A 12367-nucleotide genomic window follows, 5' to 3' on the forward strand; every position below is an offset into this window, starting at 1 on the left:
TATTTTGAGACAACGGCAGAAACATTTGAGCACCAGGAAGCAGGAATAGTGAAGTAGTTCTGCCTCTTGGTGCTGAATGACTTTGCCCTCGTCAACGCCTGTTCAACAAAGTCACTTTATGAAACCTCTCGTCATCGCGCTCCTTTTTTGCGTCGCTTTTTCAGACGGCATCCTGGCTGCCCCCCAGCCTCCTGAAAACCCAGCGATCGATATGGATGGGTATCTTCGCGTTTCGTCTGAGGCTGCAAAGCATCGAGCTACACGCAGACTTTCGGAAGCTGATTTCATTCGCATAAGCCGTGAACCAGGTACGATCGTCCTGGATGCCCGTAGTCGTGAAAAGTATGATCTTTTGCATATCAAAGGTGCGATCAACCTGAGTTTTCCAGACATCACGGTAGACAGCCTGAAACGCACCTTGCCCAACAAAGCAACGCGGATTCTCATTTATTGCAACAATAATTTCGTCAACGCTGAGGCACCCTTTCCGACAAAAGCTCCAGCAGCAGCGCTCAATCTCTCAACCTACATTGCGCTGTACAATTACGGCTATCGTAATGTTTACGAACTTGCACCCCAAATTGACCCGCAGCAGTCAAAGCTTACGTTTGAATCAACCCCTGCCAAGCTATGAAAATTGGAGATCCTGGAGCGATTTGAAAAGGGCAGATCAAGGGTGCGATCATGTAAATATGGCTCTAATAACAGCATCAAAAACGGCAGAGTCGGTCTACCAAAAGTGGGTGGCTTATAGAATGGTAGGCGATCGTCTTCCAGGCATTAACTTTAACGATCAACGTAGCGAACCCATTCATCAGGAGCAAGGGCATGACAGACGCAAAGAATGTGCTGGGAAAAAAACTTGAGCTTTGCTGCACCAATCCCATGACTGGCTTTTACCGGAATGGCGCATGTGAAACGGGGCCACAAGATACAGGTACGCATGTCGTGTGCGCTCAAGTCACCGAAGAGTTTCTGGCCTTTACAAAAGCCAGAGGAAATAACTTGAGTACACCCGTTCCAGCCTACAGCTTCCCAGGTTTAAACCCTGGTGACCAGTGGTGTTTGTGCGTTTCGCGCTGGAAAGAAGCCCTTGATGCAGGCGTTGCTCCGCCGATCGTCCTATCTGCAACCCATGAAGCCACACTGAACGTAGTACCGTTAGAAGTTCTGCAAGAACACGTCATGACCCCATAGCAGAAAGCGTGAGTAGAAGCTCTGAACCAAGATTTAGCTAAGACGATCCAATGAACGACAGAACGAATGGTTGCGTTAAGGCGGGAACAGTTAGTTTGACAATCGGTGATCTCGTCCGCTTGGTGAGCTATGTCAGTGCGATCGCCCTTACCGTTGCGCGCCTTCCTGTCCACGCGGCTGAACCACCTGCCACTGCTTTACCCAAGCCCGATCCGCAACTTGAGCAACTGCAATACTTTGAGGGTACGTGGTCGTGTGCAGTCAGACCAGCGGTTGCCCCTGCTGACAAGTCCGCAGAGCCTTTTATGTGGAGCATCAAGCGCAAACTCAATAACTTTTGGTTTTTAGGGCAAGCAGCCACTAAGCAGAACGTTGCCATTACGCACGATACCTTGGGGTACAACACCTTGACCAAACGCTTTGGGCGCACCATTCTGACAGGCGACGGTCAATTTATCAATCTGCTCTCTGATGGTTGGTCAGGTGAACGTTGGATCTGGGAAGGCAGCGTGGTGCGTGGCACTCAGAGAAGTGGACTGCGAGAAACGATCGTGAAAAAGGGCGATCGCGCGTTTGAAGCCACCTATGACCAATCTGATCCGGTGAAAAAAGACTGGCAACCTGTGCTGAAGGAAACCTGCCGTAAAGCAAGCTAATAGGACTTGCGCAAACCTCGGAGGTTTTAACCAAGCATCAGGCGTCGTCACCAAAGGTACTCGCTCAAACCTCCGAGGTTTTGGTCAAAATGCGTAAGTCTTGGCTAACCAATTTAGAGGTTGACCTACAGTTTATAGTCGATTCTGTCGTAGATTTAACTCGAAAGCCATTGGCAGAGCGGTATTCTAATGAAGCTGAAGACCCAACAGCAGTGTGTCGTCGTGATCATCAATACTGTGCAGGGTTTCCAATGGGGCAGAGAATTTGAGTGAGGAGTCACCATGAGCTACAGAATGAACCGCCGCGCCTATGCGGAAACCTATGGCCCTACCGTGGGCGATCGCGTCCGTTTGGCCGATACGGATTTAATCATTGAAGTCGAGGCGGACTACACCACCTACGGCGATGAGGTTAAATTCGGCGGCGGCAAAGTCATTCGAGAAGGCATGGGTCAGTCACCGATTACCAATGCCGATGGTGCCGTTGATACGGTGATCACCAACGCGCTCATTCTCGACTGGTGGGGCATTGTCAAAGCCGATATTGGCCTCAAGGGCGGCAAAATTCATGCGATCGGCAAAGCGGGCAATCCTCACATTCAAGACAATGTAAACATCATCATTGGCCCCGGTACCGAGGCGATCGCGGGCGAAGGGATGATTCTCACGGCTGGCGGCATCGATACCCACATTCACTTTATCTGCCCCCAACAAATTGAAGTGGCGATCGCGTCCGGTGTTACTACGCTCGTCGGTGGCGGTACAGGCCCAGCCGCAGGCACCAGCGCCACCACCTGTACTCCCGGTCCCTGGAATATTTATCGGATGCTACAAGCGGCAGACGCCTTTCCTATCAACATTGGCTTTACGGGCAAAGGCAATAGTGCGAAACCCGGAGGTTTGGTCGAGCAGGTAGAAGCAGGCGTGATAGGGCTAAAGCTCCACGAAGATTGGGGCACTACACCTGCCGCGATCGACACCTGCCTGAGCGTTGCCGATGACTACGATGTGCAGGTCGCCATCCACACCGATACGCTAAACGAAGCAGGCTTTGTGGAAGACACGATCGCAGCCTTCAAAAATCGTGTCATCCACACCTATCACACCGAAGGCGCAGGCGGCGGACATGCACCCGACATTATTAAAATCTGTGGCGAACTCAATGTGCTGCCATCCTCCACAAACCCTACTCGTCCCTATACCCAAAACACGCTCGACGAACACCTGGATATGCTGATGGTCTGCCATCACCTTGATCCGGCAATCGCCGAGGATGTAGCCTTTGCTGAGTCCCGCATTCGCCGTGAGACGATCGCCGCTGAAGATATCCTGCACGATATTGGCGCGTTCAGCATGTTGTCGTCCGACTCGCAGGCAATGGGACGCATTGGCGAAGTCATCATCCGCACCTGGCAAACCGCTCACAAAATGAAGTTCGATCGTGGCTGGCTCGCTCCGCACACCGAAGGCACCGTTGAATCCCACAACCGCAACGACAACTTCCGCGCCAAACGCTACATTGCCAAATACACGATCAATCCTGCCATCACTCACGGCATTGCTGCCCACGTCGGTTCCGTTGAAGTTGGAAAGTTAGCAGATTTGTGCCTGTGGCGACCCGCAATGTTTGGCGTGAAGCCCGAAGTGGTCATCAAAGGTGGCTTAATTGGTTGGGCACAAATGGGCGATGCGAACGCCAGCATTCCGACCCCACAGCCAATCCATATGCGTCCCATGTTTGCCAGCTTTGGCGGCGCGATCGCGGCAACCTCTCTTACCTTTGTCTCCAAAACTGCCCTTAAAAAAGGCATCCCTGACCAACTCGGTTTGCAGAAGAAAGCCGTCGCAGTGTCTGGCATTCGCAAGCTCACGAAAAAAGACCTGAAGCTTAACGACGCCACACCCAAGATGGACGTCGATCCCGAAACCTACGAAGTCCGCGCTGACGGAGAACTCCTTACCTGCGAACCCGCTACCGTCCTACCCATGGCACAACGCTACTTCTTGTTTTAGTTGCTCTGTGAAACTCAAAATTGGCATTACCTAATGTCGAAAAGGGTTGACACATTGCATTAATAAGGAACCTTGCCGTCAGCAGTCGTATAACGCCGATTGATGAGTGGTTTAATTCGCTGAAAAGTGAAAAGACGCAGACTCTCATTGACAAGGCAATCGATAAAGTTAGTCGTGGTCTTTTAACTGATAATAACTCTGAGCCTCTTGGTGAAGGAGTTTCTGAGTTTAAGGTTGATAGTGGTCCTGGCTACAGAATTTACTATGGTCAGAAAGGCTTAACTGTTGTACTCCTTCATGGAGGAGTTAAAAAGACGCAAGAGCGCGATATTCGTAAAGCGAAAGCATACTGGGCAGATTATGAAGAACGTGAAAACGCCAACCAGTGATAGTTATCACGATTACCTTGTTTCTCGTCTTAAAGCTCAGAGCTACGCGGCACTCTATTTAGAAACACACTTTGAAGAAGAAGAAACCCCTGATCCTGGTTTGCTTAAGTTGGCACTAAGTAATGTATCTGAAGCCTTAAGTTGATCGAAATTATCTCCTGAACAAGCTGAACATCACTCTCAGAAGCTAAATCAAATTCTGTCTCAACAGGGGAGTGACGTAATCTATGGGCTATCGCAATGGCTCAATGAGTTGGGACTTAAGCTGACGGTGACAGTTGCAGAGCAAGAACACGAATAGATGAAACTTCGCTACAGCATCTCGATTCAGTGGTCTGAGAAGATCGAAAATACATTGTGAGCTTCCTGAATTTGGTCCTTACGTCCATACTCACGGTGATACTTACGAGGAAGCGACTAAAAACGCTCGGAAAATACTGGAACTTTTGGTTAAGACTTACGAAGAGCAGAATAGACTTTTGCCTTAACCAGCGAAGTTTCAATGTGCGTAGTAAAGGTTTGATCGCTCCCATCTTCGCTTTCATCTTAAATTAGATCGCCCAAACAGAGGTTGATAAACGTCTCAGCAGCAGTGGGACTGAGAATGTGCAGTGCTTTGACGATATCAGCAACCGTTTCGGCGTTGGGGTCTACTTATTCGTGAAACCAGCGATTTACAACAGCGCGATCGACATCTAATTATGGCCTATGGCGATCGCCTCACGCGATGAGCTGTGGTTCACTTGCTTACAAACATGCAGCGAGTGACAATCGCTCAATTTGTCCACGAGTCGGATGCAGACGGGTTTGCTCAAGCATTGCGTCGGTTGGAACCAGAGGCAACATTCCTTGTGGTGTTTGATCCATCCACCAAACAGGCGCAGTATGGCGATCGCTGACTAGTGATCGCTCCGTACTTTGAGAACAGCATTCAAGCTCAGCAAAGGGTGTTTTAAGCCTCGCCTTGAGAAAGACTTCCGTACTTACGTAATGTTTCGTAGATTTACGTGAACTTTACCCACCGATCGATTTTTTCAAGCCATGAAGAAGCGTAGAGCTGATTGGTAGCGTCACTAATTATCGAAGGCTAACTTAAAGTCATGAAACGGTTCGTAGTGCAAAGTTCTACCCATTGTCTTAACCTGAACGCCTATCGTCGCATTCCATACTAGAGGTTACCTAGAATGTCAGTCTTTCCACTGAAGCACTCTGTATTACCCGCTACTGTACTCGCTGGAGCAGTATTCTCCTCACTGACGGTGCCTCTAGCCATCTTTGGTTCAGAACCTGTGGATATTCAACTAGGCCAGGAGCCAGTTTTCTCTGGAACAATTAAAGACCTGGCAGCACCTTATGTAGGAGTTGTCGGTATTCTCAGCGTTGGTATGGGGGTTGCTGGGGTTGCGATCGCAGGTTGGCAACAGTCCTCTCGCAAATCGGAGCATGTAGAAGCAAAGCTCTCCAACTTACAGCGGACGTTGGAAGAAAAAGAACTGCATCTACAGGCGGCAATGCTATCAGAGCAGCGTCTGCAAACATCGGGGCTTGATTTCTTTCTTCAAGATGAAACATCTGCTAACCCGGCCGTGGATGCTTTGACAACCGAGACTCAGTCAATGGTGGCGACAACGAAAGTACCTGTTGCTTCGACTCCTGTAGCTCATACCCAGTCCAGTTCATCGGTTCTCGATGCGGAACCGACTCAGGCTGCTGTGCAATCGGTGGTTTCTACCCTGTCAGCCGCTCAAGCCTTTTTAAGCTTTGCCCGCTCTAATGTGGCCGTTTCTGCTAACGACGATGGTCAGTCGATCGCAAAGCCGTCTGCTGCTAATATCACGCTGCAAGAGTTGCAAGACCAACTCAAGCAAATTATGTCTCAGGTTGAGACGCTGCGCGGTTCACTAGACGCGAATGCTCAACCAGTTCACACGCCCCAGTTGCGTCAGCAAAACTATGCCGTCAGTGCCCCATCACCTTTACAGCACCGACCTGTCGCCCAGCCTCAATGGGTTCTGCAACAGGTCGCGTCCTGATTTGTTCCGCTAATGTAGAGTGCTGGTGAAGTTCGACATTCGCCTTTTAAGCCTGGATTTAAACTTGGATAGACTAAACACGATGCCCTGACTGCCTGACACAAGTGCCTCAAAGCCTTGCTCTGTAAGCAATCTGTCACCTACCGCTAAAAGCTCGATTGAGCATGACTTGACTGGCTGAAAGCCTTGACCTGCCGTACTGGAGAAACTTGGGTTTTACGAGATATCAAGGGTTTGACATAGATGTGTCAGGCAACCAGCACGATGCCTCCGTTTCAGACTTAAGGCTTGCTGCTTTAAGGTTAAATGCAGGTGTCGTGTTTGCGTTTTGCGTGGCAGGAGACGTGGCTTGGTCAGACAGAAAGATGGTCAGAGGGGCGCGATCAATCGCTTAAAGGTTAACTTTTGTAAAACCCTGCTCAGCTATTTTTCTTCACTCTTTCCCTTCGTCCCCTTGAGTCGGTACACTACAAAGAGATATCAGCAGAAACACAACCATAATTATGAGTGTAGTTAGCCAAGTCATTCTGCAAGCCGACGATGAACTGCGTTATCCCACCTGGGGCGAACTTCAGGGCTTGCAGGGCTTTTTTCAAACAGGTGAGCAGCGGACCCGCATCGCTGCCGCGCTATCGGAAAATGAGAAAAAAATTGTTCAGGAAGCCAGCAAGCAGCTTTGGAAGAAGCGCCCAGATTTTATCGCTCCCGGTGGCAATGCCTATGGTGATAAACAGCGCGCCCTTTGCCTGCGCGACTACGGTTGGTATTTGCGATTAGTCACGTATGGCGTTTTGTCGGGTGACAAGGAGCCGATCGAAAAGATTGGTCTCGTTGGCGCACGCGAAATGTATAACGCTCTCGGTGTGCCGGTGCCTGGTATGGCAGAAGCGATTCGCTGCTTGAAAGCTGCTTCTTTGGAACTGCTTTCGGCTGACGATGCGGCTGAAGCAACGCCGTATTTTGACTACATCATTCAAGCAATGTCTTGAGTTAAATGATCTTGAGTTGAGCTTAAGACAACAGGTTCGAGAATAATCGATTGGATTCCCCGCTTGGAAAGGCAGCTCTGACGCACGATCGCCAAAGCTGCCTTTCCAAGCGGGGAATTTTGGTATAAGGGTGTAGAAAGGCAGAAGGTAAAGAATATAAGCTGATAGCTGACCGCTGACTACTCAATCAACTCAAAACTCAAAACTTCCCCTGCTCCCCTACTTCCCCTGCCCCTTCCCATGTCTCAACAGGACGACATCTTACGCTTTTGGTTTACTCGATCGCCTACGGAGCAAGGCTCTGGCAACATGCGTAAGGTTTGGTTTCAGAAAAATTCGGCGTTTGATCGAGAGATGCAATTGCGCTTCCGATCGGTCTATGAGCAAGCTGTAGCAGGTACATTTGATGCTTGGCAAGAGACGGTTGAGGGATGCTTGGCGCTGGTCTTGCTATTCGATCAGTTTCCCCGCAATATATTTCGAGGGGCCCCACAAGCGTTTGCGACAGACGATCGTGCCCTAGCGATCGCGCAGAAGGCTTTGATAGCAGGCTTTGATCGGTCTTTGCCTGTGGTGCAGCGGTGGTTCTTCTACATGCCCTTTGAACATAGCGAAAACTTAGACCATCAGCGTCAAGCGGTTGAATTATTTTATCCTCTGCGGAATAATCCTGATGCGCGTGGTACTTATAGCTACGCCGTCAAACATCTAGCAGTCATTGAGCAGTTTGGACGGTTTCCGCACCGTAATCAGATCCTTGATCGCGAGTCTACGCCAGCAGAACAAGCCTTTTTGAAGCAACCAGGTTCATCCTTCTAGTCTCCAGGAGCATTGTGCATGACGCTAACTGTAACCCCAACAGCAGCCCAACTTGATCAGGCAAAACAGGCGATCGCAGCCTATATTCACAGCATCGACATGAACCCCGATCGGCGTGAGGGGGCGTACCCTTACTACCTGTTTCACGAACCCGGACAGCCGATTCTTGGCACTGTACTACTGTTTCACGGGTTCAGCGCGAAGCCGCATCAAATGTCGCGCTTAGCAGACTACCTGTTTCGTAATGGGTTCAATGTATATCAGCCGTCGATCGCAGGGCATCCGCTGACCCAGCCTGCCAAAAACTGGCCGCAGGTTGACCTCAAGCCTGAGATTGCCAATCCGCTTAAGGAAAAAGCCGCGCAAGACCCGGTACTACAAACGTTTCTTGCCAATCTTTCCAGTAATCCTGAAGGCGCACAGCTTAATCCTGTCCAGCAGGCCGCATTGGTAGCCCGTCTAGTAAAAATCGAACCGCGATTGTTGGATATTGTGAAGTCGATCGAAACATCCGATGATCCTGACTTTGATGAGTATTTCATCTCCTCGCATCTGGAGTATTTAACCAACGCGAAAGAGCGGCTGGCAGAAGTGGCTTCAATTCCTGGCGCAGTTTATACGATTGGTCTGTCGGTGGGTGGCGCGGCAGCCTTGGCTTTGGCGGCGGCAGCGCCCGATCGAGTGAAGAAAGCCGTGGTTTATGCACCCTTGCTACGAGTGTATGGAGAACAGCGGCGGCAGTACGTCAACCTCACAGGCCCACTCGACATTAAGGAAATGGGCTGGGATCCAAACCTTCTCTTTCCGGTGGGCTGTTTTACGGCTGCCGATCGCTTTGGTGGCAGTGTAGTGATGAGTCCAGCCTCAATGAACTCGCTGAAAAAAGTGCCCATTTTCATGGTGCTGACTGAAAACGAGGACGCGGCTGATATTAAGACCAATCAGGCATTCTACGAAGAAACGGGCGCGGAGCAGGATGGCAACCGCTACTATCTCTACCGCGCATTGGACCTAGTGCCGCATCCAATGGTCGATCCCACCGAGGTCAGCCAGAATATGAGCAACCGCTTCTGGCAAAGCCTCTATCAAGAAACCTTCCGCTTTTTGACAACGGGCGATGTGGATATTCCCAATATGGGCAATTTGGAGCAAGATCCGAAGTTGCCGCAGGTGCCTCCGGTTTAGGTGGCTGATGCCGATGTTAAAGCTTGCATAAGTTTATTGGCTTCGTTGCAATGTTGTGCCGGGGGACTTCCCCCCGGTCCCCCGCCATTTGGGGTCCTAACTCCCCCAAGCCCCCCGAAAGGTGCTAACTGTAGGTTGCGTTAGCGTGATTCATCTTCTGCCACGCTGAAGGCTAGGACTTGAAAGTCGTTGGAGAGACACATGTTTAAGGCGTTGGGACGATGATGTAGCCTTCGGTGAGGTTGCCGAGGAACATGTTGCGCTCCAGTCCCCAATACCACCAGTGCGCGGCGATGTAGGCACACATCAGGCTGTCGAGTTGGTCTTCCAAGGCTTTTAGAGCGGTGCCTTTGAGGGGCATTTCTGTTGGTAAGCTCTCACTAACATCCAAGGCGGGTTCGAGGATGGGGAGTCGATCGCAAATATACTGCTGCAACCGAGCCAGTTCTATCCGTCGTTCTGCCAATTTGCCCTTCTTGTATTTCAAGATTTGCTCCAACCCAAAGAGATGGACGATCGCGGGGTGGGGAAACACCTCAATCTGATGCCGACCGGATTGTTTGGGTGCGATCGCAGGCGCATGGTGAAAGCCTTTTGCTTCCAGGCTCAACCCAAAGGCAACGGTACGCGCGGCAAAGGGCAACCCCAAGTTGGCAGGATAGGCACCCGCATGATAGCGCCCAAAGTGCTTGTGCGTGAGGCGATCGCACAACCGCATTCCCGTTGCATTGGGGATCAGCGTGGGCGCATCAACGGCAATCATGCCAGATTCGTCGGGTGCTACGCAGGTATCGACCCAGCCAAGAATGTCTTCCGTTGCATCCTCTCGCCGCAAATCAACCAGTTCCAGTCTGCCACCTTGCCAATCGAGACAGCACAACCCGCTTGCCCCCGAACTCCAGCCCAAGTCGATGCCCAAAAATTTCATTTAGAGGTCTATGCGAGAATAAAGGTCGGTGTTTGTTCTGCTACAAACTGGTTGTGGGGTGTAACCAAACCGATTCAAGGCTCCTGTTAGCATGAGACTGTAGCGAGGCTGAGTCAACAAACTAAAATCAAGATGCTACGGACTGCGGATTTAGCGTTGTGAGAATTGAGGAAATCATCTGGTTAGACGCAATTGTAGAGAAGCTAGCGGTCAAGCATCGTGTTGAGCCTGATGAAGTAGAAGCGGTTTTGAGCAACAAGCCTAAATTTCGCTTTGTGGAGAGGGGCGATCGCAAGGGAGAAGACGTATATCTTGCTTTAGGACGAACGGATGCTGGACGTTACTTAGCAGTGCTGTTTATTTATAAACCCTTTGCTCAAGCTCTCATTTTAAGTGCAAGAGATATGGAAAAGAAGGAGAAGAAACTATATGTCAGAAAGTAATGCTAAAACGTTACCTCAGTTTAATTCTAATGAAGAACGTGTAGAGTTCTTTGAGACTCACGATATGGGTGAATACGACAGTGCCTTACAAGAAGCATCCTTTGATGTTGACATTAAACGAAATCATTACTTGGTTTCAGTGGATGGATCTTTAATGAATCAGCTCTTGGAGGTTGCGAAAGAACAACAAGTGTCAGTTGAGATGCTTTTAGATTCCTGGTTGAAAGAGAAACTTTTAAAAGCAAGTTGAAGCGGCAACATATTAGCTCTAATACACTCGACAGGTTTACCCGTATGGACTCAGATACCCAACCGAATCCTAAACCAGATTGGAAGAGTACTGCATTTGCCCTCTTAGTCTGCGCCGCGTTGACGGGTGGTTTGGCAGTGTTCAGCAAGTTAACGAACCCGCAAACGGATGTTTTGAGCTTTTTCCTCATACTTCCCTTGGTAGCAGGCTTATTATTGCTGTCCAACGTCAGGCTTAAGGTAATAACAATCCTTTCACTCGTGGCAAGTATTGTTTTCCTGGTTATGAGCTTTCTCACGAAAGACCACAACCCGAAATTAAGTAGCATCAGCTTTCTAAACGCTTTCATCGCTTTGGCAGTAGCGATCGTGCCAACGTTACTTCTTCGGACTCAAACCTTTCTTTACGATCGCGGGTTCCGAGGCATTGGCTTTTACGTTAGTAGTCAAGATGGTAGCGGCGGCGGCGGCAACTGGAGTGATAGTGGTTGGGGTGGTGGCGACTGTGGGGGCGATGGTGGGGGTGGCGACTGTGGGGGTTAAGCTGGCAGGCTGGATCGCTTTGCTTAGTTTTCCATTGGCTGTCGTTACTTCGGTCATAACGGGATGCGAACTGAAGCTGAATGACTTGCTGTTGAGCGCTGCCGTTTACTCATGTGGAGCGTTTGGACTTGCATTAATTTTTCGATTTCAGAGGTTCCTTTACGATCGCGGCGATCGGCTAACAATACGACCTTCTAATTCAGGTTCTAGCCGCGATGGTAGCTGGAACAGCAGTAGTGATTGGGGCAGCGACTGTAGTAATGCTGGTGACGGTGGCGACTGTGGTGGTTGAGTCGCTGTTTATAAAATTTGAGGTGCTGTGATGCAGACGCTACAGGCGAATCGGGTCACGTTAGCGACATTGGAAAGTCAGTTTGGGTTAACAGCTACGGGCGATCGCGCCTTCTTCAACGAATGGCAGACAGCGGCTGAAAGCATTACGCCTCAAGAGCAGCAGATGCTCGATCGTGTCAAAGCGAATTTTGATAGTTTGCTTAAAGAACCGCCTTTACTGGAAGGTGCGGTCAAAATGGTAATTCTGTCGCCGCTGTTGGATCTGGCAGGATTCTATCAAGCGCCCTTTCGGATTCGGACAGAGGCTGAAATTAGCATTGCCAGTACCGATGAGGAAACGGGTGTAGTGGTGCGAGGGGCGATCGATGTGCTGATGCTGCTAGAGCGGTTCTGGGTCTTGGTCACAGAGTCTAAAATGAGCGACTTTTCCCTGACAAAAGCACTGCCTCAAGCTCTCAGCTATATGCTATCGAGTGCCAATCGTTCCTGTTTTGGGTTGATTACCAATGGCAGCGATTTTGTCTTCATCAAGCTTGACCAGGCGGAACAGCCAGTCTACGCCACATCTAAAGTCTTTAGAACTTACGCATTGACAAAAAGAGTGAAATGTGGTGACTCTAGGATAGTCT

The 12367-nt window shown here is 50.0% G+C and carries 16 protein-coding genes; 15 read left to right on the top strand and 1 reads right to left on the bottom strand.

The window, feature by feature from the left end; all coding sequences use genetic code 11:
* The first annotated feature begins 118 nt into the window (after window positions 1-118).
* The 11 genes from AC5JLP_RS04235 to AC5JLP_RS04285 all read left to right on the top strand — a co-directional run bounded on the left by AC5JLP_RS04235 (window position 119) and on the right by AC5JLP_RS04285 (window position 9281).
* A complete protein-coding gene (locus tag AC5JLP_RS04235) occupies window positions 119-634 on the top strand; it encodes a rhodanese-like domain-containing protein (RefSeq protein WP_496066658.1) in 516 nt (171 codons plus the stop codon).
* Window positions 635-828: 194 nt separating this feature from the next.
* Entirely contained in the window at window positions 829-1197 is a 369-nt protein-coding gene (locus AC5JLP_RS04240) for a DUF2237 family protein (protein WP_496066659.1), read from the top strand.
* Window positions 1198-1247: 50 nt separating this feature from the next.
* A complete protein-coding gene (locus tag AC5JLP_RS04245; protein ID WP_496066660.1) occupies window positions 1248-1853 on the top strand; it encodes a hypothetical protein in 606 nt (201 codons plus the stop codon).
* Between the two features lie 89 nt (window positions 1854-1942).
* Window positions 1943-2122, top strand: coding sequence for a hypothetical protein (locus AC5JLP_RS04250; protein WP_496066661.1), 180 nt, complete (start codon window positions 1943-1945; stop codon window positions 2120-2122).
* Window positions 2123-2135: 13 nt separating this feature from the next.
* On the top strand, window positions 2136-3866 hold the full coding sequence (gene ureC, locus AC5JLP_RS04255; RefSeq protein WP_496066662.1) for an urease subunit alpha: 1731 nt from the start codon (window positions 2136-2138) through the stop codon (window positions 3864-3866).
* A 98-nt stretch (window positions 3867-3964) separates the two neighbouring features.
* Window positions 3965-4255 carry a type II toxin-antitoxin system RelE/ParE family toxin gene (locus AC5JLP_RS04260; protein ID WP_496066674.1) on the top strand — a complete coding sequence of 97 codons (291 nt, stop codon included), beginning with the start codon at window positions 3965-3967 and terminating at the stop codon, window positions 4253-4255.
* A gap of 734 nt (window positions 4256-4989) precedes the next feature.
* Window positions 4990-5154 (top strand): hypothetical protein, encoded by a 165-nt coding sequence (locus tag AC5JLP_RS04265; protein ID WP_496066663.1) that lies wholly within the window; start codon window positions 4990-4992, stop codon window positions 5152-5154.
* A gap of 285 nt (window positions 5155-5439) precedes the next feature.
* On the top strand, window positions 5440-6288 hold the full coding sequence (locus AC5JLP_RS04270; RefSeq protein ID WP_496066664.1) for a hypothetical protein: 849 nt from the start codon (window positions 5440-5442) through the stop codon (window positions 6286-6288).
* Between the two features lie 503 nt (window positions 6289-6791).
* A complete protein-coding gene (apcD, locus tag AC5JLP_RS04275; protein WP_496066665.1) occupies window positions 6792-7277 on the top strand; it encodes an allophycocyanin subunit alpha-B in 486 nt (161 codons plus the stop codon).
* A 240-nt stretch (window positions 7278-7517) separates the two neighbouring features.
* Entirely contained in the window at window positions 7518-8096 is a 579-nt protein-coding gene (locus AC5JLP_RS04280; protein WP_496066666.1) for a DUF924 family protein, read from the top strand.
* A gap of 18 nt (window positions 8097-8114) precedes the next feature.
* Entirely contained in the window at window positions 8115-9281 is a 1167-nt protein-coding gene (locus AC5JLP_RS04285) for an alpha/beta fold hydrolase (RefSeq protein ID WP_496066667.1), read from the top strand.
* Between the two features lie 205 nt (window positions 9282-9486).
* Here the strand turns inward: AC5JLP_RS04285 and AC5JLP_RS04290 are convergent, their stop codons facing one another.
* Window positions 9487-10209, bottom strand: a complete 723-nt coding sequence (locus tag AC5JLP_RS04290; protein ID WP_496066668.1) for a DUF429 domain-containing protein — start codon at window positions 10207-10209, stop codon at window positions 9487-9489.
* Between the two features lie 158 nt (window positions 10210-10367).
* Here AC5JLP_RS04290 and AC5JLP_RS04295 point away from each other — a divergent pair, with 158 nt between their 5' ends.
* The 4 genes from AC5JLP_RS04295 to AC5JLP_RS04310 all read left to right on the top strand — a co-directional run.
* A complete protein-coding gene (locus AC5JLP_RS04295) occupies window positions 10368-10652 on the top strand; it encodes a BrnT family toxin (RefSeq protein ID WP_496066669.1) in 285 nt (94 codons plus the stop codon).
* Window positions 10639-10902 carry a CopG family antitoxin gene (locus tag AC5JLP_RS04300; protein WP_496066670.1) on the top strand — a complete coding sequence of 88 codons (264 nt, stop codon included), beginning with the start codon at window positions 10639-10641 and terminating at the stop codon, window positions 10900-10902. Before AC5JLP_RS04295 ends, AC5JLP_RS04300 begins: the two co-directional genes overlap by 14 nt.
* A gap of 44 nt (window positions 10903-10946) precedes the next feature.
* Entirely contained in the window at window positions 10947-11444 is a 498-nt protein-coding gene (locus AC5JLP_RS04305; RefSeq protein WP_496066671.1) for a hypothetical protein, read from the top strand.
* Window positions 11445-11766: 322 nt separating this feature from the next.
* Window positions 11767-12367: restriction endonuclease subunit R (locus AC5JLP_RS04310; RefSeq protein WP_496066672.1), on the top strand; the 601-nt coding region annotated here is incomplete at its 3' end.

This window comes from Stenomitos rutilans (assembly GCF_059505485.1).

Excerpts from the sequence above, each read along its gene's own strand:
- AC5JLP_RS04280 (WP_496066666.1), top strand. The coding sequence starts at position 7,518 with ATGTCTCAACAGGACGACATCTTACGCTTTTGGTTTACTCGATCGCCT.
- AC5JLP_RS04270 (WP_496066664.1), top strand. The coding sequence starts at position 5,440 with ATGTCAGTCTTTCCACTGAAGCACTCTGTATTACCCGCTACTGTACTC.
- AC5JLP_RS04235 (WP_496066658.1), top strand. The coding sequence starts at position 119 with ATGAAACCTCTCGTCATCGCGCTCCTTTTTTGCGTCGCTTTTTCAGAC.
- apcD (WP_496066665.1), top strand. The coding sequence starts at position 6,792 with ATGAGTGTAGTTAGCCAAGTCATTCTGCAAGCCGACGATGAACTGCGT.
- AC5JLP_RS04240 (WP_496066659.1), top strand. The coding sequence starts at position 829 with ATGACAGACGCAAAGAATGTGCTGGGAAAAAAACTTGAGCTTTGCTGC.
- AC5JLP_RS04250 (WP_496066661.1), top strand. The coding sequence starts at position 1,943 with ATGCGTAAGTCTTGGCTAACCAATTTAGAGGTTGACCTACAGTTTATA.
- AC5JLP_RS04290 (WP_496066668.1), bottom strand. The coding sequence starts at position 10,209 with ATGAAATTTTTGGGCATCGACTTGGGCTGGAGTTCGGGGGCAAGCGGG.
- AC5JLP_RS04300 (WP_496066670.1), top strand. The coding sequence starts at position 10,639 with ATGTCAGAAAGTAATGCTAAAACGTTACCTCAGTTTAATTCTAATGAA.
- AC5JLP_RS04305 (WP_496066671.1), top strand. The coding sequence starts at position 10,947 with ATGGACTCAGATACCCAACCGAATCCTAAACCAGATTGGAAGAGTACT.
- ureC (WP_496066662.1), top strand. The coding sequence starts at position 2,136 with ATGAGCTACAGAATGAACCGCCGCGCCTATGCGGAAACCTATGGCCCT.
- AC5JLP_RS04245 (WP_496066660.1), top strand. The coding sequence starts at position 1,248 with ATGAACGACAGAACGAATGGTTGCGTTAAGGCGGGAACAGTTAGTTTG.
- AC5JLP_RS04285 (WP_496066667.1), top strand. The coding sequence starts at position 8,115 with ATGACGCTAACTGTAACCCCAACAGCAGCCCAACTTGATCAGGCAAAA.